Here is a 22,667-nt window from a genome sequence, read left to right on the forward strand (position 1 = left end):
ATGATAATATTCAAATAAACTGATAATCCCTCTAAAAACCCATAGCTTAAATAATCATAATTAAAAGAATTGTGATTGGAATAAGCTAAGAGACAAATTAAAAATATTCAAATCAATATATAAAGGTGTTAAAATGTCATTTTCTGATAATAAAATGTTAATCATGCCGGCAGTGGATATTAAAAATGGTAAGTGTGTACAGTTAGTACAGGGCCAACCCGGTACAGAACAGGTAATTATTGAGAATCCTCAAAAAGTAGCTCGCAAATGGCAAGATCTGGGAGCAGAGATTATTCATGTGATTGATCTGGATGGTGCCCTGGGGAACCGGGACAATATAAATATTGTACAGGATATTCTTAAAGAAGTCTCGGTACCTATACAATTAGGTGGAGGAATCAGAAATCAGGAATATGCTGAAAAGTTGCTGGATTCTGGAATTGAAAGGTTGATTTTAGGGACCATGGCCATTGAAAATCCAGAAATAATTTCTAGCCTATCACAAGAATATGGAAAAGATCGTATAATGGTAGCGCTGGATAGTAAAGACTCACTGGTAGTTATTAAAGGATGGAGGGAAAAAACCTCCCAAACAGCACCAGAACTGGGCAAGCTATTAGAAGCTAAAGGTGCAGGTAGCATCCTCTTTACCAATGTAAATGTGGAAGGACTCTTAGGAGGGTTCTATACTGAACCACTTATAGATTTATTAGATGCGGTTAATATTCCAGTGGTATACTCTGGAGGAATTACCTCTTTAGATGACCTCCAGAAGTTAAGAAAAACACAAGTAAAAGGAGTAGTGATTGGATCTGCTCTTTACAAAGAAAAAATTGATTTTGAAGAAGCTTTGAAATTACAGGATTAGAATTTATAATGGAAATAACTATCATAGAATAATCCGCAGTATTAAAAAAAGTTGGACATCCGGTTAATATTAAAGATATTTCCACTTAAGATGGTGAAAGATATGAATACAGTGATGGCTACAGGTACTTTTGACATAATACACCCGGGTCATGGTTTATTTTTAAAAGAAGCGAAAAAATTAGGGGGAAAAAACGCCAGACTGGTGGTGGTGTTGGCCAGAGATTCCACTGTTCGCTCCAAAAAAAGAGTGCCTATCGTAAGTGAAACCCAGCGTTTGGAAGTAGTAAAAATGCTAAAACCAGTGGATGAAGCTTATTTAGGCAGCGAAACAGACATGTTTGAAATAGTAGAAAAAATCAAGCCAGATATAATTGCTATAGGCCCTGATCAAAAGTTCAACATAATTGATTTGGAAAAATCCCTTGAAAAAAGAGGTCTTAATTGTGATGTAAAAAGAGTAAGTAAATATAGAAAAGCCACACTTGATAGTTCCTGTAAAATCATAAAAAAGATAAAAGAAATGAAATTCGATGAAAAAGCCTTTAAAAATTGTTAATATATATAGAAATATTCTATAAAATGGAATTACCTATAATTTAGGTATTATTTGAGGTAAATTTTCTTATTTTATTAAATATAAATGGTAAAAAAATTATCTTTTTTATTAAAATCACAGTATATGAATTTCTATTTCAGGAAAAACCTATTTAATGAAATGATAATCTTTAATTATATACTAAAATATAATTTAATCTGGTGAAAAAATGTTAAAAGTAGGTATTATTGGTGCAAGTGGTTATACTGGAGGCGAACTTCTTAGATTCTTACAAAATCATCCCCAGGTAGAAATTGTAGCCGTAACTTCCCGCCAATATCATGAAACCCCGATTAAAAAGATACATCCCCATTTAAGAGACAGTGATTTAGTATTCAAAGATATAGCTGCAAGTGCTATGGACGCAGACTTAATATTTACTGCGACTCCTCATGGAGCATCAATGAAACTGGTTCCTGAAATTTTGGAAACCGGGACCAGGGTTATTGATTTAAGTGGAGATTATCGCTTTGATGATGTTAAAACATATGAAAAATGGTATGGTTTTTCTCATGAAAACCCTCAAGAGGCAGTTTATGGGCTACCTGAACTTTATCGGGAGGAAATAAAAAAAGCCAATCTAGTTGCAAATCCGGGATGTTTTCCTACCGGAGCTTTAATGGCTACTTTACCTCTTGCCAAGGAAAAAATCGTGGAAAATGTAATAATAGACTCTAAAACAGGAGTCAGTGGTGCCGGGATAACCCCCACCTCAGTTACCCATTATCCTAACTGCAGTGATAATGTAACTCCCTATGCCATTATTAACCACCGTCACATGCCTGAAATTGAACAGGAACTTAGTAAAATATCCCCAGTAAAAGTTTCTTTTACCCCTCATCTGGTTCCAGTGATAAGAGGTATTTTAAGCACGGTGCATACCTTTTTAACTGAAGAAATTAGTAGTTCAGAGCTGGAATTAATTTACCAGAAGTATTTCCAGAAAGAACCATTTGTTAGAATACTGGAAGAAGGAGAAATACCTGCTTTAAGTGCAGTTAGGGGTTCAAATTACGCCCATGTAGGTTCTTTCCAGATTGATCAGCATGGAAGAGCTGTAATTATATCTGCCATTGATAATCTGGTAAAAGGTGCATCAGGGCAGGCCGTGCACAACATGAATTTAATGTGTGGATTTGATGAAAAAGAATCCCTGGATATTTATGGTATGCACCCTTAATTAATTTTCCCGGAAAAATGTGGAAATTAAGGGATAGAATATCCCTAATTATTTTTTATAGAATTTTTATTTATTCTTAATTTCTGCACCAATTAAAAACATCAAATAAGTATATGTATTATAAAAAATCAAAAACTTAATGATAAGATAAAATATATGTTTTTTAAATTTTTTTAAAATGAAATTTATATAATTATATTCAAATACAAAATAAGGATAATAAGGTGTTTTAAATGAAAACGGTGGTCTTGTACTATTCCCGAAGTAGAAAAACTGCTTCAGTAGCTGAAACTATTGCTCAGGAACTTTCAGCAGATATAGTAGAAATAAAAGATTTGAAAGACAGATCTAGTTTTTTTAGCTACTTAAATGCTTCGATTGATGCTTTAAGGGAAAATAAAACTAAAATAAGCCCTGAAAATATAGATCTTAGCGATTATGGCCTGATATATATTGGTTCACCTACCTGGGCAGGTAAACCTGCTCCGGCTATGCTGAGTTTAATTGACAGTTGTGATTTTCAGGGCAAAGATGTGATCCTGTTTACTACTATGGGTAGTCAAGGTGGGCGCACGGTTATAAAAAGAATGCAAGAAAAAATAAAAGCCAGAGGCTCACGAATGGTTAATTTCTTAATCATAAAAACCGGGGGTAAAGAAATAAGTGAAATAAAAGAGGATACCCGGAAAAAAATTGATGAATTAGACCTTAAAATTTATGGAATTTAACAATAACAAACCAGAAAAATCCAAATAAAAAAAAATGGGATCTGATAAACGGTGATTCAATGATAGAACGGATTTTAGAAAATTACAAGCCATTAATTGCAATCCCGGTGGCCATAGTAATAATTGCCTTACTATTAATTGCATTTAATGGATTAAATCAGGGAATTGATCTAAAAGGAGGATCTATAGTAGATTTAAATTTAGAAACCCCTATTTCAGCAAGTGAATTAGAATCAGTGATAAAGGAAGGTCTTGATATTAACGAAGTAAAAGTATCATCCATTAATTCTGAAGAAGCTTCCATTGAAATTGGGACTGATACAGATGTAGTTACCTTAACTAATATTCTCCAAGGTAAAGCAACAATTAGCAGTTTTAAATCCATAGGACCTGTTTTAGGAGAAGAAGCTCTAAATCAAGTGTACTGGGCATTGGCGTTTGCTTTTTTATTCATGTCCATCACAGTATTTATCATATTTAGAACTTTCGTCCCTTCCATGGCAGTTATTCTGGCCGGGCTTTCTAATATAATAATAGCAGTGGGAGGAATGTCCTTATTTAGTATACCTCTATCCATTGCATCAGTAGGGGCACTGCTAATGCTTATTGGTTTTAGTGTGGATACAGACATACTTCTCACCACCCGGTTGATTAAACAAAAAAAAGGTACGGTAACTGAAAGATCCATTAATGCAATTAAAACTGGTTTAACCATGTCTATAACTGCTATTGCAGCAATGGCATCATTATACATTGTTACCGTCGTTTTTATACCTCAAGCAGATGTATTAAGTAATATAGCCGCAGTATTGATAATTGGTCTGACTGCAGATATTTTCATTACCTGGCTTATGAATTTAGGAATACTGCGCTGGTATCTGGAGGTTCGAAGATGAAAAATAAAGGATTTTCAGAATTCATTAAAGATCGCCGGGTAATTTTATTCATAATCCTGGTGATTGGAAGTTTATTTGCCATATCAACTTTAGGTATCCAGCAGGGTCTGGACCTGAAAGGAGGATCATTAATCCAGATAGAATTAGAAGAACCAGTGGACGCGGCCACCATGAATACAGTGACCAGTGTTCTGGATAGGCGTTTAAATATTTTCGGAGTAAGAGATGTTATAGTTCGAGCCAGTGGGAATCAAAATGTTCTGGTAGAAATTGCCGGGGTTCAGCCCAATGAGGTATCAGAAATTATAGGATCTCCCGGAAAATTCGAAGCAAAAATTGGAAATGAAACTGCTTTAAGAGGTACCGATATTGTAAATGTGCAGCCTTACCAGATTACAGGGACCCAATGGTCTGTACCATTTAAAATATCCACCGAAGGTGCACGTGAATTTGCAGAAATTGCCCGGGGAAAAGCAGGACAACCAGTGGATATGTACCTTGATGATGAATTAATATCCTCACCAGAATTAGATCCTGGTCTGGCAACAGGTACTGCTTCTACTGAAGTTCAGATAACCGGAACTGAACCTACCAGGGAACAGGCTGAAATTAAGGCCAAAGAAATCCAGACCGTGTTACAATCTGGTGCCCTTCCAGTTCAGGTTAGAATTGTGGGAGTTAGCAGTGTTTCTGCTGAGTTGGGAGAAGAATTTGTGCAGGGAGCTTTAATAGCCGGTTTGCTGGCAGTTATAGCCATATCTGCCATTATCCTCATCAGATACAGGGCCCCTATACTGGTAATACCTATCATGTTCACTGTTTTAGCTGAGGTGATATTGATACTGGGATTTGCATCTATCATCCGTTGGAACATGGATCTAGCTGCTCTAGCAGGGATTATCGCTGCAGTGGGTACTGGTGTTGATGATCAGATAATTATCACTGACGAAGTCCTAAAAGGCCGTAGAGTAAAAGAAAGAAGAAGTTCGGGAACACGTATGAAAATCAAGAATGCATTCTTCATTATTTTTGCTGCAGCCAGTACTTTAATTGCGGCCATGTTACCTCTAGCCTATGTAGGGTTTTCCCGAGGTTATACTGGTATTGGAGTCCTTTCTGGTTTTGCATTTACTACTATAATTGGTGTTGTAATAGGAATACTGATTACCCGACCAGTATATGCAAAATTCATTGAAACCATGATGGATATCAAAGGTCAAAAGTGAGTAATCTAAAAAATTAGATTACTCCTATTTTTTAAATTTAAATTTTTTTTATCTTATTTTTTTAAAAATCCAGCCAAAATGATACTTCATTAAATAACTATTTTATTCTGAATATCTGAATTAAAGAGTATTTTTAAATAAAATAACATTCACTGTGGTTTAATTTTAAAAATAGCTCTTATTATTAAGTTTAATATAAACTAAATTTTATATGGAATCAGTATAATATAGTCTTATAATATTATTCTGTAGAAATTTAATGGGGCGCACTATGAAAAAGCCAAAGGAGATGAAGGTTAAGCCCATCAAAAATGGGACTGTAATTGACCACATTACTGCCAATAAAGCACTTAATGTATTGAGAATACTGAATTTACCTGATAAAAAAAGCAAGGTGACGATTGCTATCAATGTACTTTCACCAAATATGGGAAGTAAAGATATAGTAAAAATTGAAAACAGGGAACTTTATTCCAGCGAAGTAGATCAAATAGCACTAATTGCCCCTAATGCAACCATAAACATTATTAGAGATTATGAAATAGTAGAGAAAGGGAAAATTCAACTTCTAAATGAAATTAAAGGGTTATTAAATTGCCCAAACCCTAATTGCATCACCAACACCAGTGAACCGGTTATAAAACGGTTTTATGTTATAAAAAAAGAGCCGGTTATTTTAAGGTGTCACTATTGTGAGAGGATTGTAGAAGAAGATGAAATTGAGTCCCAGTTCTAAAGTATTCAGATAAAATAAAAAAAATATTTTTTTATTAAATATGATATATTGTCCTGGTAAAAATATCCTTTAAAGTTTATTGGGCCTGGTTTTCAATAAGGTAACCCGCCAGTCTTTTAGCCAGAGCAATTATGGTTAAAATAGGAGGAGCGCCAGGAGCAAGTGGAAGAACACTAGCATCAGCCACAAAAAGACCTTTTATTTTGGTTTCAAGATTTTCATCAACTGTTTTTCCAATAGGGGCAGTTCCGCCCGGATGAGCCCCCCGGGGATGAGTTGCAACTATAGTGTCTGGTTTTACACCTGCAGCAGATAGAATAGATCCTGCTACTGCGGATCCTTCTGCTAAAAATCTGACATCCTGCAGAGTATTATATTTGATTACTCTTTCGGTGGTTATCCTGCCTGAAAATTCATCCTTAATTTTTACCATTAAGCCCAGGATATCTCTATCATGGGCCCCTTTTTTTTTAAGTTTTTGGGAGATAAAAGTGGAAAAATGAGGGGCTAAAATAAAATTATCACCTTCAATTAGGGCATTCATGGTTACTTCTTCATTGAAGCCCACCCCCTCTAAAATACCTCCTACAGTAACAAAGGTATCCATGAAAAAAGAATCTCCTGCTTCAATGCCTGATTTTTGAAGTATTCTGGCAGTTTCAATTGCTCCGGCAGCAAGCACAACCTGATTTGAATTTAAAGTAGAGGTTTTTTCAAAATCTGCGGAAGCATCCTGCCTGGAGCTAATATTTACCCCTTTGATGGTATCCTCTTCAATAATAAGGTTATTAACCTCAGTATTAAAAATAACATTTGCCCCGGCCTTTTGAGCCTGTTTAACAAAGTCCATAGAGGTCCATTTTGCATCCCGGGGGCATCCAAAAGCACATTTTCCACAGGGTTTACATTCACCAGGGCGAATAAATTTAGGCATGGGGATAACATCCAAATTCAGTGCCCGGGCTGAATCCATTAAAATTTTAGTTCCATCCCCCTGATGGGAATCAGGTAAAGGTTTAACACCTAATTCCTGCTCTGCATCTGATAGTTGAGAGGATATATCAATACCCATGGAATGAAGTTCTTTCTGGAGAACTCTAACCCCATTGCCAGCAGCAACCATAGTTGAACCACCCCCACAGGTGGTTTTTAATAGATCCAGGCCATAATCAGTAGGATCATAATTATGAAAAGCATTTTTAGTTTTAATTAAAGGGCCTTTTTCAATTAAAGTGACTGATAATCCAGATAAAGCAAGTTCTTTAGCAACAGTAGCTCCTCCTGCTCCAGATCCTACTACTATAATCATATATATCCTCCGTTATTATATTAACACGGATATCGATAAAATAGTTTAATATAATGCTTTTTTAATGGTATTGCTATCTTTCAAAGTTTTTGAGTTTCAATTGAATTATTTATTCCATTAATGATATGGCCCGGGTGGGGCAGGAAGATATGCAAAAACCACAACCAATGCATTTTTGATTATCAATATCAATGTCCCAATCATCCATGATACAAATTGCATTCACCGGGCATAAGGAAACACAAGCTCCACATTCAAAGCATTTTTCACTATCTTTTTTTACCACTTTCAATATCGGTGTGACTTCAATACCCTTTTCTTCCATGAAAATTATGCTTTCTGATTCCTGGGGTCCACTGATATCCACCAGCATTTTACCCCCTCGTGGGGAAATATTGGCTTTTAGAATATTAAAATCAATATCATACAACTTCATGGTATCTGAAATAATGGATTTATTGATTATGCTGGGTAAAAATCTTAACCACGCTTTCATGATGATTCCTCATTAATTATTTTTTCCCTATCAAACGGGATATATCTTCTGCAGTTATCATACCTTTAACTTTACTGTCTTTATCCACTATAGGAAGTCCGGATATATTGTTTTTATCTATTCTACGAGCAATTATATCCACAGATTCATCTTCCCGGGCAATTATAACTTTTCTGGTCATAACTTCTTCCAATTTTGTTTTCCCCCGAGCAACAGCATCGGCAATATCCCATGATGTCACAATACCTGCTAATTTTCCCCTACTATCTACCACCGGAAGATGATTGATATTATTTTCCACCAGTTTTAAGGCTACTTCCTTAACCGGGTCAGTGGGATGGGTTATGATTACCGGTTTACTTTCTATGTCCCTTACCATTTTAGAAGGTTTGCTGATATTCAATGGTTTTACTATCTGCCCTTGATTTGGAAGCATTTTAACCGGAGAGGATAAGAAAAAATCTCCTTTTTCAATCCATTTTTTTAGTTGTTCAGCCACTAGCGTAGCTCTTTTATGAGACGAAAGGGGAGAGGTAGGTACCTCCATTCCATTAATTTCAATTTTCCCCGATTTCAATTCTTTATAATTTGTTTCCTTAATAACCGGGCGGCTTCTTCTAGGAACACCATAATCAAATATGCGGCATTTGATATCCTCATCACTTATAGATGTTCTAAGGGCTATCTCCTCATTTAATACAGGAATAGGTACACCGGCACCCACATAAAGGGTAGGACCGTAACGAGGCATGGTCCCTCCTCTAACATAGTCCGGATCCATTTTCTTAAGGTCACCTTTAAGCATCAAGGTACCAGAAGGAGTTACAGGTACTCCCTTATGACGATCTGCCTGAGTAAAATGCTGAGTCCCCTCCCCAATGATATATCCTTCCGTTCCACAAAGGAATATTCTGCTACCTATCCCTAAAGTCTGCAGATAAGGATCATTTATCAAAGGACTCAATTCTCCAGCACTGGAATAGGTCACATTACCAAAATTAGGAAGAAGTGTCCCCATATAAGTATATAAAGTTTCTTCTGTGGAATTTACTGCCACAGCATAGTTCTGGTAACAGTTCCGGGGATTTATCATGGTGGCCTGGTTTATGTTATCCAGAGTTATATGAGTTTTAATTTTTTTAAGAGGATAACAGTCAGTCCCATATGCTTCTGCTATTAATTCTATTTCTTTGCCCCTTATTAAATCTTCAATGACATGAGCCCCACCATAATCTAATCCAATATCAGGGTTCTGGTTGATTTGAGTTGCCCCCAGATAGGAATCAACTGCAGCTAATCCAGAATATGCCTCCACCCCATTCAGATATGTTTTAGTCATTTTTACAGGAGGATCGCTATGACCAAAGTTTAAAAAGGCTCCAGAAGAACACATTGCACCAAATGTTCCAGTAGTTACCACATCAATTTCATGGGCAGCGGCTTTACTACCATTTTGCTGAACTATTTGAGTCATTTCAGCTGCAGTAGCCACTACAGCTTCGCCTTCTTTAATTTTCTGGTTAATCTCTTCAATTGTTTTCAAATTTACCACAACCGGTGCTAATGCTCTTTAAAAAATTTTATCATAATAATATAATTACCAAATCAAATAAGGGATATGAGGGCTTAAAACCCAATGAATATAATTTCATATCAAATAAACATCATTCATGAACTAATATAATTTTAATTATTCCCTATATTAAAGTGTTGAATTTCCAACCATTAAAATATATTTTTTAAATAAAATAAAAATATTTAAATCTATAAATGATCTTTTTGAATTATTTAAATCCAAAAATAACAAAATAGGGTTTAGAATCCTTTTAAATATAAATTAATAGTTTAGAATGTCTTAATCATTCCCTAAATAGTCCTTATTAAAAATTAAATAAAAGGATAATCTATTTTTAAATATTGATTTTAAAAAAATTTACAAGATTATATTAATAATATAAACAACCATATATGACACGAAGTACCTTAATTAATTGGCAATAAACTGGGAGATATTATGAAAAATCAGCTGGATATTGATTTATTTACCAAAATTATAGCTTCAATTGAAGAAAATACGGATTATGTTGATATTAGAGCAGGTAGTGGAGACAGCACATCTATTTTAATGAAAGATGGTCAAATCCAGGAAATAAAATCTGGTTTCGATTTAGGGGGAAGAGTGAGAGTGCTTAAAGATGGTGCCTGGGGCTTTGCCTATACCAGTGATTTATCTAAAATAGAAAAAACAGCTAATCATGCCCTTAAATTAGCAAATTCTTTAAAAAGTGATGTGGAATTAGTACCTGCCCCTGCAATTAAGGATCATGTGAATTCGCCCGCTGATTTACTCCCCTCCACTATTTCTACTGAAGAAAAAAAAGAATTAATAAAAGAAGCAAATAATTCTGCCAGCTTAGATAAGGTGGTAAGTACCACGGTAAATTACGTTGATATGGAATCTGAAAGTGTTTTTTTAAGTTCAGAAGGTTCAGAAATAACCCTGGAAGAATCTAAAGTAGGTTTGTTCCTTAATGCAGTTGCTTCATCTGGAGAAATGATTCAATTTGGTCATGGGAGCTTAGGTGGTGCAAGAGGATTTGAAGTTCTAAAAAATGCAGATATTGAAAAATTTGGACGTAAAATCGCACAAAAAGCTGTGAGACTTCTTGAGGCAAATAAACCTCCGTCTGGAAAATTCCAGGTATTAACTGATTGTGAATTAACCGGCGTTTTTATCCATGAAGCACTGGGTCATGCTGCTGAAGCAGACCTTATACTGCAGAATGATTCCATACTAAAAGATAAGATGGGAGATCGTATTGGATCAGATATGGTAACCATTATTGATGATGCCAGCATGGATGCTTTTGGTTACTATGCCTATGATGCCGAAGGAACCCGGACGGCTGAAAATGTATTGGTGGATAAAGGTGTACTAAATTCGGTTTTAAGTTCCAGGGAAACAGCTTCTAAATTAAATATCAAATCTTCAGGAAATGCCCGTTCTATAATTAGTGAGCAACCCATAGTTAGAATGAGCAATACTTATCTAAAGCCCGGAGAACTTAAATTTGAAGAATTATTAGAAGATATGAAAAATGGAATTTATCTTAAAGGGTCTCGTGGAGGTCAGGTTGATACCGGTAAGGGCATATTCCAATTTAATGCTGCAGAATCATTCCAAATAGAAAATGGAGAAATTAAAAATCTTTTAAGAGATGTTTCACTCTCGGGAAATATTTTAGAAACTTTATTAAAGGTAAATGGTGTTGGATCTGATTTTAAAATGAGTATAGGTTTTTGTGGTAAATCCGGTCAAACCGCTCCTGTGGGGGATGGTGGGCCACATGTAAGGATAAGTGAAGCCATGGTAGGGGGTGCTCAGTAATGATCTCATCTCAAGAAGGAAATTTTTTAATAAAATTGGCTAGAAATGCAATTGCAACATATTTAAATGAAAGGAAGGTTATTGATATACCCATTGATACTCCTGATTCTCTAATGGAAAAAAGAGGTGCTTTTGTTACTATTAATGAATCTGGAAATCTAAGAGGGTGTATCGGGTACTCTGAACCAATAAAACCTCTCGTTAATACCGTTATTGAAGTAGCCATCTCTGCTGCTACTTCTGATCCTCGTTTTTATCCCTTAAAAAAAACTGAACTTGAAAAAATAACTTTAGAAGTAAGTGTTTTAAGTAAACCCCATCTTATACAGGTTACTGAACCTCAGGAATATTTAGAAAAAGTTAAAGTAAGTGAAGACGGCCTGATAGTAGAAAAAGGGTTTAATAAGGGATTACTTCTTCCCCAGGTTGCTAGTGAATGGGGTTGGGACTCGGAAGAGTTATTATGTAATACCTGTATGAAAGCAGGTTTATCTCCTGATTGCTGGTTAGATTCCGATACAAAAGTATATAATTTCCAGGCTCAAGTTTTCCAGGAAAAAGAATAGTAAGATAAAGATAAAAATATGGCCGAATAACGGTTACATTATATGCCAGCGGGAACATACGAAAGATATAGTTTTAATTTATTCCCCTTTATTAATAAATAATTGAATTTTTCAATTACGGTAAAATTTAAAGAAAATATCAATTAATAAATTCTTGAGATTTAAATGAAATATTACTATTTATAAAATATTTACCAAAAATAAAATAGAGTGATTTAATGCTTATTCCCACAATTCCCACAACAGATGAACTTCTGGATAAAGGTTTCAGGAGAGCCAAAAAAGCGGCTGGTTTAGTAAGGACCTCCAAGATTCCAAGATATAAAAAATCAAAAAGGATTGAAGAAACCAGAGTTATAACTGCCGGTCAGGTTATCAAAGATAGGATAAAATTAATTTTAGATCGTGTGCCTGATATTGAATCTTTGCCCGAGTTTTATCAGGACTATATAGACGTGGCTGTAGGTGTTGACCCTATGAAACAAGCACTTGGTGGTTTGAACTGGTCTATGGGAATCATAACTCAGCTTGAAAAAGATTATGCGTCTCGTATACGGCGTTCACCCCCTGAAAAAGCAGCTCAACTTAGAAAACAAGCCTTTGGTAGGGTATCTTCTGTGGTTAATAAAATTGGCGATGATTTAAATTTTTTAGATTTTGCCAAGCAGAAACTAAGAAACATGCCCACTGTTGATTTTGATGCCACCACGGTGGTCATAGCCGGATTTCCCAATGTAGGTAAATCCACTCTTCTACGAAAACTAACTACTGCTGAACCTAAAGTAGCTGATTACCCCTTTACCACTAAAGGTATTCAGATTGGTCATTTAGAGAGGAAATGGAAAAAAATTCAAATAATAGACACTCCTGGATTACTGGATAGACCCATAAAAGACATGAATAATATTGAACTCCGGGCCATGGTGGCCCTGGAACATCTGGCAGATGTGATTTTATTTATATTCGATGCATCAGAAAGTTGCGGTTACCCCCTGGAAAGTCAATTTAATCTTTTAAAAGAAGTGGAAAAGGTTTTTAAAACCCCTGTTATCTGTCTATTTAATAAAATGGATTTAACAGATAACATTAAGTATTTAGAACAATACATTAATAAAGTGGAAAATCCCTTGATGATTTCTGCCTCCCAGGGTACGGGGGTTTCAGAAATAATTGAAAGGCTGGAGGAATTTGGTGAACGATAAGAAAAAATTAGAAAGACAAATCGAAAAGCAAAAAGATAAATTAGAAAAAGGAAGAACTGTTGCAGAAAAAATGATGGATGACATGGTTAAGAGCATAAAAGAAATGCAGGGTGACCTGGAGAGAAAAATTTCCGAGTATACTGAAGCAGTACCTGAAAAACCTTATATGGATCTAATTGAAACTGAAGATATGATAGTGGTTAAAACTGATCTTCCAGGGGTTAACAAAGAAGATATAGGAATAGAACTCACTGAAGATAAGTTAACAGTTTCAGCTACTTTCAAAGAAGAAATAGAAATAGAAGAATCCAATTACATTAAAAAAGAACGGAAGTACGGTCAGGCTATGAGACAGATAACCCTCCCTGCAGAAGTCAAAGTAGAAGAAGCCAGTGCCAAGTTTGATAACGGTGTCTTAAGCATTGAATTACCAAAAGTGGAAGTAAAAACAAAATTCAATGTGGAAATTAAATAGATAACTAATATAACAGGGGATAAAACCCCTTTTTTAGTATTTTAATTAAAATTAGGTCCTGCAATTTGAATTTATTAAATTTAATTTAAAGGTTTTAGCACTTCTAATTATAAAAAATTTATTTTTTAAATATAAAAATAATTAATAACGAACTTTACCAATGTGTCTGGTGTTTCCAGGGTCTTCTCCATTATAATGGGCCAGATAATAGGTGAACCATTCTAGTGGAATTACCAGGACAAAGGGAGATAAAATATTATTAATGTTACTATAATCCTGCATCCTGAAAATAATATTTTTAGTGCCTAAATTTTCACAAAATTGAATGCCCTTCAGGGTAACTTTATCACCAGGATATCCTGCATCTAAAAACATTACAGGAACATTTTTTTCCACTCTTTCTATTAAACCATGCCGGAATTCCCCGGAATATAGTGGACAGGCATGTTTTAAAGCCCCCTCCATCAACATGGTCATGGCCAGTTTATAAGCCAAACCATAGTTTGGTCCACTCCCCATACAGTAAAAAATATCCTCATCTTTAAGTTCTAATGCCCTTTTCTTATTATCTTCTCTGGTAGTTTTGATTAATTCCTCCATTAAAGAAGGGATATTATGGAGTTCTTTTAAAATTTCTTTAGAGGTGCTTGAATCCTGTGCCTCAAATAAAAGTTTATAAAGACACATAAGTTGGGTAATGTACGTTTTAGTTCCAAGAATAGCTTTTTCCCGACCACACCGGGTAAGAATAGCTTCTTCTGATTCCTTCATCATGGAACTATCCTCTTCATTGGTAATGGAAATTGTTTTTAAGTTTAAATCATTTGCTTTTCTTAAAGCAGCCAGTGTATCAGCAGTTTCACCAGACTGGGAAGTAAATATTACTCCGGTGTTTTCCAGGTCAATATTTTTATGATAATAAAATTCATAACCAGTGTAAACATCCACATTAGAATCTACAACCATATTTATGGCATCTTTAGCAGAATAACATGTAGATAATGAACTCCCACATCCTACCAGGAATATACGGTCCATTTCAGCTAATTCTTCTGATATTTGTTTAAGATGAGAATTTTCAGCCTTTAAGGTTTTTATAAGAGACCGCGGTTGTTCTAATATCTCTTTTTGCATTTCATATTCCATGATTATTACCTTCAGATGATAGTATAAAATATTGTAATAAACAAAATCGTGAAAAGTTAATTTATTTAATTAAATATTAATAGTTTTGTAGAGTCGGGCTATACAGTCTGCAGTCCTGGCTGCTTCTACTGCATCCGGAGCAAGAAGGCATATTATCGGTTCTTTACCCCAGGCACCTTTATGGTAAATAACATCAGGGACCTGCCCTAATTTTTTGATTGACTCTTTTACTCCCCAGGGGATGGTTCCGCCTTCTATGATGCTTATGTCTTCTGGTTCCTGATTACGATCATAAGAAGAAACCAGAAGCCCTAGTTTTTTACATATCTTGATTACAAGGGGATCGTATCTTAGATTAATAGCACTCCTCTTTTGGGAATCGTATTTTAAAATATTCAAAACCATACGGGCCATGTGAGAAGAAGCCCCAAATTCAGGATCCATGCATACTATTACCTTATTGTGGGCTGTGGTTATTCTGCCTGGAAATCCTGCCACATCTTCTATTTTTTTTGCATTTTTTCTAGCCATAACCAGATTGGTTCTGACTTCAGGTACCAGTTGAGCGAAATCCTCAGAATCTTTTAAAATTTTAATGGCCTTTTTAAGGTTCTCTAATTCCATGTTACTACTATAAATTTAATTAAATATAACTATTTGCATGAAATAAATTAAAAGATAAAGGGATAATGTATACTCAAATTTTATCAGTGAGGTATTATGAATTATGTACATAGGAATAATCTTATTAAGGGGAGGTTCATGATGGAAAAGGTTAGTACATTTAAAGGTATAAGTGGACAGTTAGGGGCTTTTAAAAAGGAAGTAGCATCTGCAGAAAATGTAGTATTTGCAGGAGTACCGGGCGTTTGCACTCCCTTTGCCCAGCTTTTAGCTTATGCTATACGGGATAAGAAAACTTATTTTATACCAAATACTGAAATTGAAAATGCACGGAAAATGAAATTGACTGATTATGGAATTGAATTAGGAAGTTTATCTCAATTTGAAGCAGATGTTATGGTCATACTTGGTGGTTTGGCCATGCCTCGAATTGGTTCTGAAATTTCAGCCGTGCAGGAATTAATTAAAAAGAGTGTAAATAATGAGTGTTCTATAATAGGTGTCTGTTTCATGGACATTTTTAGAAAAAGTAGTTGGGACCATAAAATCAAATTTGACTCAATAATTAATGTAGATATGGAAGGATATGTGCTGGAATAATCATGATTATGAAACATAATAATTTAAAAGCCATGGGGATGGAAAAAGGACAGCTATATGAAACCATTATTTCATCCATGAGTACAAATGGGCGAAAAAATGCAGCTCCCATAGGGGTTCTATGTAAAAGTGAAGAGGAAGTAGTAGTATACCTTTATCAGGGAAGCCATACCCATAAAAATATATCTAATTCCGATTATTTTGTGGTAAACTTAACCACAAACCCCTTATTATTAACAGAGTGTACCCTGGGAGATTTTCCAGCAGATTATTTCTATGAATTTAAAGGAAATCCTGTTTTAAAAGAAAATGATGCCTTTTTCATTTCCAGGGTTATTAAGAAAAAAGAACTGGTTCATAAAAATGAATTAGGTTCTTCCCCCATGACTGTGGTCACCGCAAAAGTAGAAGAAATTGTGAAAAATAAAAAAGTCATCCGACCTTTAAATAGAGGTATTTATGCAGTGATTGAATCATTAATACATTTTTCCCGGTTAGAAATAGGGGATGCGAAAAACAGGGAAAATCTTTATCATAAAATAAAGGAAATGGACAGAGTAGTCCGTAGAGTAGGTAGTGCCAGTGAAAAAAAAGCCCTGCAGGAAATAATGGATGCCATACATGAAAAATATAATAATCTGGATGAAAAAAAGTAAATTGGGAGTTTCAGAATATAATCTCTTTTATTACATCCACCAGCTGGAATTTATTCCCATCAAAGAGACCCTGGTCACTTATTTTTAGTTCAGGAATAACCAGCAATGCTAAAAATGACAGGGTCATAAAGGGAGATTCCAAAATACACCCCATATCTTTAACCAGGCCCTGAAGTTCTTTTAGATGGAAAATAGCTTTTTTGCCCGGTTGATTGGTCATTAATCCAGCTATAGGCAATTGAAATATTTTTTCAGATTCTTTTGAAGTTGCAGAGAGCCCTCCACCATTTTTCCTAACCAATTCCACAGCACGAGACATGTAATCTTCATGGCTTCCTACTACCACAATATTATGAGAATCATGGGCTACACTAGAAGCCAGAGCTCCCTCTTTTATTCCAAATCCTTTAACAAATGCATTGGACATTTTATTTCCCCCATATCTCTCTATCAGGGAAATTTTTAACACATCCGAGGTTAGGTCAGGAATTAGTATTCCACCTTTAATTTCTAAATCCGCCTGGGACTCATGAGTTATTATCTGGCCATCTTCCACCTGGATAACCCTGACCCGGGCCTTAGACCCGGGGGAAAAAATATTAAAATCAGATGGTTTTTTAGGGGTAAAATTAAAGCTGCTTTTTAAGGAGGCAGAATTAGCCTTAAATAATGATTTACCATTCCTGGCCACCAGCTTACCCCCAATATATACTTCCTGAACATTGAAGTTCTCCAGATTATCAACTTTAATAAAATCTGCCAGTCTGCCAGGACTTATAGCACCCATAGGTAGTGAATAATGATTTGCAGGGTTTATAGTAGCCATCTGTATAGCTTTAAAAGGATCCATTCCTAATTTTATTGATTTTTTAATCAATATATCCATATGTCCTTTTAGTAAATCTTCCAGGTCTTTATCATCACTTACTAAGAATTCTCCCCCAACTTTCCATAATGATTCCAAGTTTTGAGCAGAGGAACCCTCCCGTATCATGATTTTCATTCCCAGTTCTTTTTTTTCCCGGGCTTCTTCCAGAGTACTGCATTCATGATCAGTACTTATACCCACCGAGGCATATTTGCATATATCTACTCCAGATAGGAGTGGTGCATGCCCATCAACAGGTTTATGATGTTTATGGGCGATTTCGATCTTTTTTAAAACTTCTGGATCATCATGGATCACCCCCGGGAAATTCATCATCTCACCTAAAGCCACAATTTCATCTTTTTGCATTAAAGATTCTATTATCTGGGGAGAGATGGCTGCGCCAGAAGTTTCAAAGGATGTGGCAGGTACACAGGAAGGCGCTGTATAGAAAAACCTTAAAGGAATCGTGGATGAATCTTCAATCATATAATCAATACCCTCTATTCCCATTACATTGGCAATTTCATGGGGGTCTGCCACCACTCCCACCGTACCATGGGGTACAACAGCCTGGGCAAAAAAAGCAGGGGTTAGCATGGAACTTTCAATATGTATATGGGCATCAATTAATCCCGGGATGATTATCCCTTCAAAGTCACCTTTTATTTTTTTTACACAACTTATAATTCCGGATTCAATTTTAATTTCTGCAGGATAAATTTCCCGGGTGAATACATTCAAAATATTTCCTTTAATCAATTTATGGTCCCCTCTTTCTTAGATAATAAAATAAATAAAGTTTTTTATTCCTTAGAAGGTAATTGTTTAATTAAATATTTAATTTTTAATCCTTTAAAAGAATATAAAAATTATCAGGTAAATATAGATCCGGTTTAATAATAGTAAATAAAAATATATTTAAGTGAATTTCCCTTCATACGGTCTAAATTTTTATAATTAAAAATCAGAATATGAATTATATTATGAAATAATTAAGGTTGGGTTATTAATGGGTCAGGTGGAAATATTGAAACTGGTTGTCCTTTTATTTTATTTAATAGCAGGTTTAAGGGTAAGGTAATGTTAACATAAAAAAGAAAAAATGCATTCTAATCTATTTTTAAGATATGAAGATGTTAAAAAGAGTGTTGTTACATCTGTTTTATCATTAATTTTATATTTGGCTCTTAATTCACTGGAAATATTGGATTTATAGTTCCAGATTATTTGCATATTACAGTGGATTTATTGCTCTAATAGTCCTATTGATTTCTCTGTACTATCTTCTATTTAGATTTTCCAGTAGAAAGTAGTTTGATTATTAAAATAAAAAATTAAAATGGAAATAATAATATTTCCAATAAGACCTATTGGTTTTATTTATCTGCATTTAATTGATTATAAAGAATAGGTAAAAATGCCCCTACATCAGTAACTATACTTACAACCTGAGCACTTCCCCTATCTGCAAGTTTAGTAACTGTAGCTGGATTAATATCAACGCATATGCTTTTAACTTGAGAAGGCAGTATGTTACCCGTGGCGATGGAGTGCAACATGGTTGCAATCATGATGACCATGTCCACCTCCTGTGCATATTTTCGCATGGCATCCTGGGCCTCTATAACATCAGTTATGACATCAGGTAGGGGACCATCATCCCGAATAGAACCTGCTAAAACAAAGGGAATGTCATTTTTAACACATTCATACATAATCCCCTCTTTTAAGACTCCTTTTTCCACTGCTTTCTTGATGGAACCTGCTTTATTAATTTCATTAATAGCATTGATATGGTGACGGTGTCCTCTAGCCACTGCTTCGCCACTTTTTACACATATCCCTAAAGAAGTTCCTAAAAGAGCATTTTCTATATCATGAGTAGCCAGGGCATTTCCTGCAAATATAACGTCTATATATCCTTCCCTTATCATTTTAGACATTATAGGTGCAGATCCAGTATGTACAATAGCCGGGCCACCTACAATGGCAATTTTTCCACCTTTTTCTTTAATTTCTTTAATTTCAGTAGCAATTTTATTTATGATGGACATTATGGGTTTTTCTGACGATACATCACTTCCCATGAATTCAAATACACCTTTTTTGCCTCTTGGCCTTTCGGGAGGGGTTACCCTGATACCCTCTCTTCCTACCACTACCATTTCACCTTGTTTTATACGGCCAATAGGTCGGCAATAGGCTTTTTGATTGTGAGTATCCACCACAATCATACAATCCATTTCGATATCCTCCACCAATAACCACTCACCCTGGTATCTTATATGAGTGGTGTGATTGGTGGTAGAATAGAATTCAGAAGGTACTACTCTGTCTTTTTCTGATTCTTTTAATTGTGCATCTTTAATCTCAGCAATAGATGCGCCGATTTCACTGAGTTCATCCAGTATTTCATTTAAAAGATCTCTTTTGTGTGCTGAGACTAATATCCTGGCTTTACTAATATCCGTCTTCCTTTTACCAATCTTAAATTCTATTATTTTAAAGTCGCCCCCCATATCCATGATTATATCAAGTGTTCGGGGAAGCATAAGACTATCAATAATATGTCCTGAAAGTTCTACTTCTCTTGTGTTCATTAAAAACCCTCGAAACATCCATAAAGGCTATTTTTTAAATTAAAGGAGTTAGTTGCCTATTTTATTTATGTTTATGATTTAATTTATCTGGAATATATATTATTATCATATAATCATATTAATTCCACATCTCAAAACATGGTTTTTAAATATAGCCCCTAATAATTTTTCTAAATTATTTATCATATTGAAATATATTAAGTGGGGGTAAGTAAGAGCATGAGGAATATAAGAAAATTTGATGATATTGTCCTGATTATTCCTGTAAACAGATAAAATCAAGTATTATTTTAGCAGCGTTAACTGAAGTAAGATCTCCAATCTTATCCGAAGCAGTTTCCACCACATCCAGAGCCACCACATTTTTCTTAGATAATATTAACATGAATTTTTCCATTTGATGTGATTTAATACCACAGGGGGTGGGATTTCCAACGCTGGGTGCTTCGGAAGGATCAAAAACATCCATGTCAATGGTAAGATAAATCGGACCATTAATAGAAGATAATACCTCTTTGATCTGGTTAATATCATCATTTATAGTTGCAGCAGTGTAGTATTCTATTCCTTTATCATCAGCAAATTCCTTCTCCTCATAAGAAGCAGAACGAACACCAAGCTGTATTATCCTGCGGGGATTTAATTCAGATATGCGCCTCATAACTGTAGCATGGGAATACTTTTCACCCATATAAGAATCAATCATATCCATATGGGCATCAAAATGGACCACGGTAACCTCATAGAAAATATTATGAAGTTTCAAGGCCCTAGCCATAGCATAACTTAGAGAATGCTCACCTCCTATAAGTAGAGGTGTTACATCTCTAGATAGAAGTTCAGAAATTGTATCTTGAAGTTGAATACATGTCTTTTTAAAGTTTCCATGAATTACTTCCACATTTCCTAAATCAAAAAAAAGAGAATCTATAACTCGATTCCAGGTTAGATTATATCTTTCAAAATTATATGATGCCTCTCTAACTCCTGCTGGACCAAAACGAGTCCCCGGGAGGTAAGTGGTGGTACCATCAAAAGGCACCCCCAATAAAGCAAAAACAGGTTTCTGGTTGTTTTTAGCTCCGGGTTTAGATTTTGAAATAATTAACTTTTCAAAATCAGTTCTATCCTGGGAAAAAGCAAATTTTGAAGGGTTATGAGTATAAAATAGCATTATATCCTCATTTCCCAGTAATTATAATAATTATCCTTTGGTTCTCATGAGTTTTTTATTACCCATGGCCAGGATATACTCCACTTCCACACCTTCTAAGAGTGAATCCCTCAGATCATCAGGAATTGGCACTTCAAAAGTCTCATAGGTTTCCAGGTCCATGAGCTGTACATCACTTCCCATTAAAGCAAGAACCTGACCTGTTCTTTTATCAATGATAGGTATATCTATTTTAGTATCCACAGGTTTTACAATACTTCTTTTTTGATTGTCAAATATACCAAGGGCTTCTACTCTTGCTTTAGCAGAACCATGCTTACCTGGTGATGATGTTGAAATACTGGTTATTTTAGATGCTTCACCATCCAGGATAACATATTTACCAACTTTTAGAGTTTTAACTTCTACCACTTTCTTCGACATATTATTTCCTCCTAATGATATGATAAATTTACAATCTATAGAGATTTTATTAGTCATTTTGCTAAACTTAAAACGATAATTATCAAAATTGTTTGCTATACAAGCCAAATATATAAAATTTTATTTAATAATTAAATACTATTAATAAATTCCATTAAAAGATCATCATATAATAAATTGATATCATCTTAAGTCAGATAGTACAGACTATTTATCAGTAATTAAATAGTAATTAAACCAGCATATAAACTTTAATATTTTATTAAAACAATCCTTATAATAATTGATTGTCCCTTAATAATTTAGATTCCTTTGAATTATAATTTTAAAAACACCAATGTAGAATAAAATATAAATTATCCAACGAAATAATTTATTTGAATTAAAAAAGCAGTATTATGTACAAAAAAATTTAAGTGATTACTATGAAGGTCGCAATAACGTCCGGAACTGCTGAAGGACCCAGCCCATTGAATGCTTTTGATAATGCCCTTTTAAATGCAGGAATTGGAGATGTAAACCTTATAAAGGTTTCCAGCATCATACCCCGCCATACTAAAATAGTGGAGCTTCCTGAATTAACCCCGGGAGATATGATAAACTGCGTACTTTCACATGTTAGCTCGGATAATAAAGGAGACTTTATTTCGGCAGCCATAGCCGTGGCTACATCTTCTGATTTTGGCTGTGTGGTAGAACACAGTGGAGTAAATGAAGATCCATCTAAAATTAGAGCAGAAGCCATATCCATGGTAAAATACATGATGGATGTAAGAAATAAATCAATTAAGGAATTAGTAGTAGAAGAAATAAATCATAAAGTAGAAAATCAGGGTAGTGCAGTGGCTGCTTTAGTTTATTTAGGTGATTAGGTTACCCATCATTAATTTTAGAGTAGTTACCAGG

At 34.8% G+C, this 22,667-nt stretch carries 23 protein-coding genes; 14 read left to right on the forward strand and 9 right to left on the reverse strand.

Annotation, left to right across the window (positions count from 1 at the left end):
* Positions 1-133 precede the first annotated feature (133 nt).
* The 7 genes from hisA (at position 134) to pyrI (ending at position 6,231) form a co-directional block, all read left to right on the forward strand.
* Complete coding sequence (hisA, locus tag HYG87_RS03545; RefSeq protein ID WP_211533852.1) at positions 134-868, forward strand: 1-(5-phosphoribosyl)-5-[(5-phosphoribosylamino)methylideneamino]imidazole-4-carboxamide isomerase; 735 nt, start codon at positions 134-136, stop codon at positions 866-868.
* 102 nt (positions 869-970) lie between these two features.
* Positions 971-1,426 (forward strand): adenylyltransferase/cytidyltransferase family protein, encoded by a 456-nt coding sequence (locus HYG87_RS03550; RefSeq protein WP_211533853.1) that lies wholly within the window; start codon positions 971-973, stop codon positions 1,424-1,426.
* 208 nt (positions 1,427-1,634) lie between these two features.
* Entirely contained in the window at positions 1,635-2,645 is a 1,011-nt protein-coding gene (gene argC, locus HYG87_RS03555; protein WP_211533854.1) for an N-acetyl-gamma-glutamyl-phosphate reductase, read from the forward strand.
* A 233-nt stretch (positions 2,646-2,878) separates the two neighbouring features.
* On the forward strand, positions 2,879-3,373 hold the full coding sequence (locus HYG87_RS03560; protein WP_211533855.1) for a flavodoxin family protein: 495 nt from the start codon (positions 2,879-2,881) through the stop codon (positions 3,371-3,373).
* Between the two features lie 59 nt (positions 3,374-3,432).
* Positions 3,433-4,269, forward strand: coding sequence for a protein translocase subunit SecF (locus HYG87_RS03565; RefSeq protein WP_211533856.1), 837 nt, complete (start codon positions 3,433-3,435; stop codon positions 4,267-4,269).
* Positions 4,266-5,495: a preprotein translocase subunit SecD gene (locus tag HYG87_RS03570; RefSeq protein WP_211533857.1), complete on the forward strand. Its 1,230-nt coding sequence runs from the start codon at positions 4,266-4,268 to the stop codon at positions 5,493-5,495. Before HYG87_RS03565 ends, HYG87_RS03570 begins: the two co-directional genes overlap by 4 nt.
* Positions 5,496-5,766: 271 nt before the next feature.
* Positions 5,767-6,231 (forward strand): aspartate carbamoyltransferase regulatory subunit, encoded by a 465-nt coding sequence (gene pyrI / locus HYG87_RS03575; protein WP_211533858.1) that lies wholly within the window; start codon positions 5,767-5,769, stop codon positions 6,229-6,231.
* 76 nt (positions 6,232-6,307) lie between these two features.
* Here pyrI and HYG87_RS03580 read toward each other — a convergent pair whose 3' ends face one another.
* The 3 genes from HYG87_RS03580 to HYG87_RS03590 form a co-directional block, all read right to left on the reverse strand.
* On the reverse strand, positions 6,308-7,540 hold the full coding sequence (locus HYG87_RS03580) for a GMC family oxidoreductase N-terminal domain-containing protein (RefSeq protein ID WP_211533859.1): 1,233 nt from the start codon (positions 7,538-7,540) through the stop codon (positions 6,308-6,310).
* 109 nt (positions 7,541-7,649) lie between these two features.
* Positions 7,650-8,036, reverse strand: coding sequence for a 4Fe-4S binding protein (locus tag HYG87_RS03585; protein ID WP_211533860.1), 387 nt, complete (start codon positions 8,034-8,036; stop codon positions 7,650-7,652).
* Between the two features lie 16 nt (positions 8,037-8,052).
* Positions 8,053-9,579 carry a homocysteine biosynthesis protein gene (locus HYG87_RS03590; RefSeq protein ID WP_211533861.1) on the reverse strand — a complete coding sequence of 509 codons (1,527 nt, stop codon included), beginning with the start codon at positions 9,577-9,579 and terminating at the stop codon, positions 8,053-8,055.
* Positions 9,580-10,050: 471 nt separating this feature from the next.
* On the opposite strand from HYG87_RS03590, the gene HYG87_RS03595 reads away from it, so the two are divergent.
* The 4 genes from HYG87_RS03595 to HYG87_RS03610 all read left to right on the forward strand — a co-directional run bounded on the left by HYG87_RS03595 (position 10,051) and on the right by HYG87_RS03610 (position 13,667).
* Entirely contained in the window at positions 10,051-11,424 is a 1,374-nt protein-coding gene (locus tag HYG87_RS03595) for a TldD/PmbA family protein (RefSeq protein WP_211533862.1), read from the forward strand.
* Positions 11,424-11,990 carry a TIGR00296 family protein gene (locus tag HYG87_RS03600; RefSeq protein WP_211533863.1) on the forward strand — a complete coding sequence of 189 codons (567 nt, stop codon included), beginning with the start codon at positions 11,424-11,426 and terminating at the stop codon, positions 11,988-11,990. Before HYG87_RS03595 ends, HYG87_RS03600 begins: the two co-directional genes overlap by 1 nt.
* 218 nt (positions 11,991-12,208) lie before the next feature.
* On the forward strand, positions 12,209-13,192 hold the full coding sequence (locus tag HYG87_RS03605) for an NOG1 family protein (protein WP_211533864.1): 984 nt from the start codon (positions 12,209-12,211) through the stop codon (positions 13,190-13,192).
* Complete coding sequence (locus HYG87_RS03610) at positions 13,182-13,667, forward strand: Hsp20/alpha crystallin family protein (protein WP_249164887.1); 486 nt, start codon at positions 13,182-13,184, stop codon at positions 13,665-13,667. Before HYG87_RS03605 ends, HYG87_RS03610 begins: the two co-directional genes overlap by 11 nt.
* 141 nt (positions 13,668-13,808) lie before the next feature.
* Here HYG87_RS03610 and HYG87_RS03615 read toward each other — a convergent pair whose 3' ends face one another.
* Together HYG87_RS03615 and HYG87_RS03620 are read right to left on the reverse strand one after the other, a co-directional pair.
* Complete coding sequence (locus HYG87_RS03615; RefSeq protein WP_211533865.1) at positions 13,809-14,813, reverse strand: SIS domain-containing protein; 1,005 nt, start codon at positions 14,811-14,813, stop codon at positions 13,809-13,811.
* Between the two features lie 69 nt (positions 14,814-14,882).
* Positions 14,883-15,437 (reverse strand): thiamine-phosphate synthase family protein, encoded by a 555-nt coding sequence (locus tag HYG87_RS03620; protein ID WP_211533866.1) that lies wholly within the window; start codon positions 15,435-15,437, stop codon positions 14,883-14,885.
* Between the two features lie 138 nt (positions 15,438-15,575).
* Between HYG87_RS03620 and HYG87_RS03625 the strand changes: the two genes are divergently transcribed.
* Positions 15,576-16,037, forward strand: a complete 462-nt coding sequence (locus tag HYG87_RS03625) for a DUF2124 family protein (protein WP_249164888.1) — start codon at positions 15,576-15,578, stop codon at positions 16,035-16,037.
* An 8-nt stretch (positions 16,038-16,045) separates the two neighbouring features.
* Positions 16,046-16,693 carry a DUF447 domain-containing protein gene (locus tag HYG87_RS03630; RefSeq protein WP_211533867.1) on the forward strand — a complete coding sequence of 216 codons (648 nt, stop codon included), beginning with the start codon at positions 16,046-16,048 and terminating at the stop codon, positions 16,691-16,693.
* Positions 16,694-16,703: 10 nt separating this feature from the next.
* On the opposite strand, the gene ade is transcribed toward HYG87_RS03630, so the two are convergent.
* From ade to HYG87_RS03650, 4 genes are all read right to left on the reverse strand, one after another.
* The gene (gene ade / locus HYG87_RS03635; protein ID WP_211533868.1) at positions 16,704-18,323 is read right to left on the reverse strand and encodes an adenine deaminase; all 1,620 of its coding nucleotides are present in this window, start codon (positions 18,321-18,323) and stop codon (positions 16,704-16,706) included.
* Between the two features lie 617 nt (positions 18,324-18,940).
* On the reverse strand, positions 18,941-20,164 hold the full coding sequence (locus HYG87_RS03640; protein ID WP_211533869.1) for an ornithine cyclodeaminase: 1,224 nt from the start codon (positions 20,162-20,164) through the stop codon (positions 18,941-18,943).
* Between the two features lie 256 nt (positions 20,165-20,420).
* Entirely contained in the window at positions 20,421-21,338 is a 918-nt protein-coding gene (gene speB, locus HYG87_RS03645) for an agmatinase (RefSeq protein ID WP_211533870.1), read from the reverse strand.
* 30 nt (positions 21,339-21,368) lie between these two features.
* Positions 21,369-21,761: a translation initiation factor IF-5A gene (locus tag HYG87_RS03650; RefSeq protein WP_211533871.1), complete on the reverse strand. Its 393-nt coding sequence runs from the start codon at positions 21,759-21,761 to the stop codon at positions 21,369-21,371.
* 425 nt (positions 21,762-22,186) lie between these two features.
* On the opposite strand from HYG87_RS03650, the gene HYG87_RS03655 reads away from it, so the two are divergent.
* Complete coding sequence (locus HYG87_RS03655; protein WP_211533872.1) at positions 22,187-22,633, forward strand: pyruvoyl-dependent arginine decarboxylase; 447 nt, start codon at positions 22,187-22,189, stop codon at positions 22,631-22,633.
* Positions 22,634-22,667 lie beyond the last annotated feature (34 nt).

Origin of the sequence: Methanobacterium alkalithermotolerans (assembly GCF_018141185.1) — an archaeon.
GTDB lineage: Archaea > Methanobacteriota > Methanobacteria > Methanobacteriales > Methanobacteriaceae > Methanobacterium_F > Methanobacterium_F alkalithermotolerans.

What these genes read in the sequence shown, in the direction of transcription:
- HYG87_RS03585 (WP_211533860.1), bottom strand. Translation starts at nt 8,036, where the DNA reads ATGAAAGCGTGGTTAAGATTTTTACCCAGCATAATCAATAAATCCATT.
- HYG87_RS03570 (WP_211533857.1), top strand. Translation starts at nt 4,266, where the DNA reads ATGAAAAATAAAGGATTTTCAGAATTCATTAAAGATCGCCGGGTAATT.
- HYG87_RS03655 (WP_211533872.1), top strand. Translation starts at nt 22,187, where the DNA reads ATGAAGGTCGCAATAACGTCCGGAACTGCTGAAGGACCCAGCCCATTG.
- HYG87_RS03615 (WP_211533865.1), bottom strand. Translation starts at nt 14,813, where the DNA reads ATGGAATATGAAATGCAAAAAGAGATATTAGAACAACCGCGGTCTCTT.
- HYG87_RS03625 (WP_249164888.1), top strand. Translation starts at nt 15,576, where the DNA reads ATGATGGAAAAGGTTAGTACATTTAAAGGTATAAGTGGACAGTTAGGG.
- HYG87_RS03630 (WP_211533867.1), top strand. Translation starts at nt 16,046, where the DNA reads ATGAAACATAATAATTTAAAAGCCATGGGGATGGAAAAAGGACAGCTA.
- HYG87_RS03550 (WP_211533853.1), top strand. Translation starts at nt 971, where the DNA reads ATGAATACAGTGATGGCTACAGGTACTTTTGACATAATACACCCGGGT.
- HYG87_RS03560 (WP_211533855.1), top strand. Translation starts at nt 2,879, where the DNA reads ATGAAAACGGTGGTCTTGTACTATTCCCGAAGTAGAAAAACTGCTTCA.
- HYG87_RS03650 (WP_211533871.1), bottom strand. Translation starts at nt 21,761, where the DNA reads ATGTCGAAGAAAGTGGTAGAAGTTAAAACTCTAAAAGTTGGTAAATAT.
- HYG87_RS03600 (WP_211533863.1), top strand. Translation starts at nt 11,424, where the DNA reads ATGATCTCATCTCAAGAAGGAAATTTTTTAATAAAATTGGCTAGAAAT.
- HYG87_RS03605 (WP_211533864.1), top strand. Translation starts at nt 12,209, where the DNA reads ATGCTTATTCCCACAATTCCCACAACAGATGAACTTCTGGATAAAGGT.
- HYG87_RS03580 (WP_211533859.1), bottom strand. Translation starts at nt 7,540, where the DNA reads ATGATTATAGTAGTAGGATCTGGAGCAGGAGGAGCTACTGTTGCTAAA.
- HYG87_RS03620 (WP_211533866.1), bottom strand. Translation starts at nt 15,437, where the DNA reads ATGGAATTAGAGAACCTTAAAAAGGCCATTAAAATTTTAAAAGATTCT.
- HYG87_RS03640 (WP_211533869.1), bottom strand. Translation starts at nt 20,164, where the DNA reads ATGAACACAAGAGAAGTAGAACTTTCAGGACATATTATTGATAGTCTT.
- hisA (WP_211533852.1), top strand. Translation starts at nt 134, where the DNA reads ATGTCATTTTCTGATAATAAAATGTTAATCATGCCGGCAGTGGATATT.
- argC (WP_211533854.1), top strand. Translation starts at nt 1,635, where the DNA reads ATGTTAAAAGTAGGTATTATTGGTGCAAGTGGTTATACTGGAGGCGAA.
- HYG87_RS03595 (WP_211533862.1), top strand. Translation starts at nt 10,051, where the DNA reads ATGAAAAATCAGCTGGATATTGATTTATTTACCAAAATTATAGCTTCA.
- speB (WP_211533870.1), bottom strand. Translation starts at nt 21,338, where the DNA reads ATGCTATTTTATACTCATAACCCTTCAAAATTTGCTTTTTCCCAGGAT.
- HYG87_RS03565 (WP_211533856.1), top strand. Translation starts at nt 3,433, where the DNA reads ATGATAGAACGGATTTTAGAAAATTACAAGCCATTAATTGCAATCCCG.
- pyrI (WP_211533858.1), top strand. Translation starts at nt 5,767, where the DNA reads ATGAAAAAGCCAAAGGAGATGAAGGTTAAGCCCATCAAAAATGGGACT.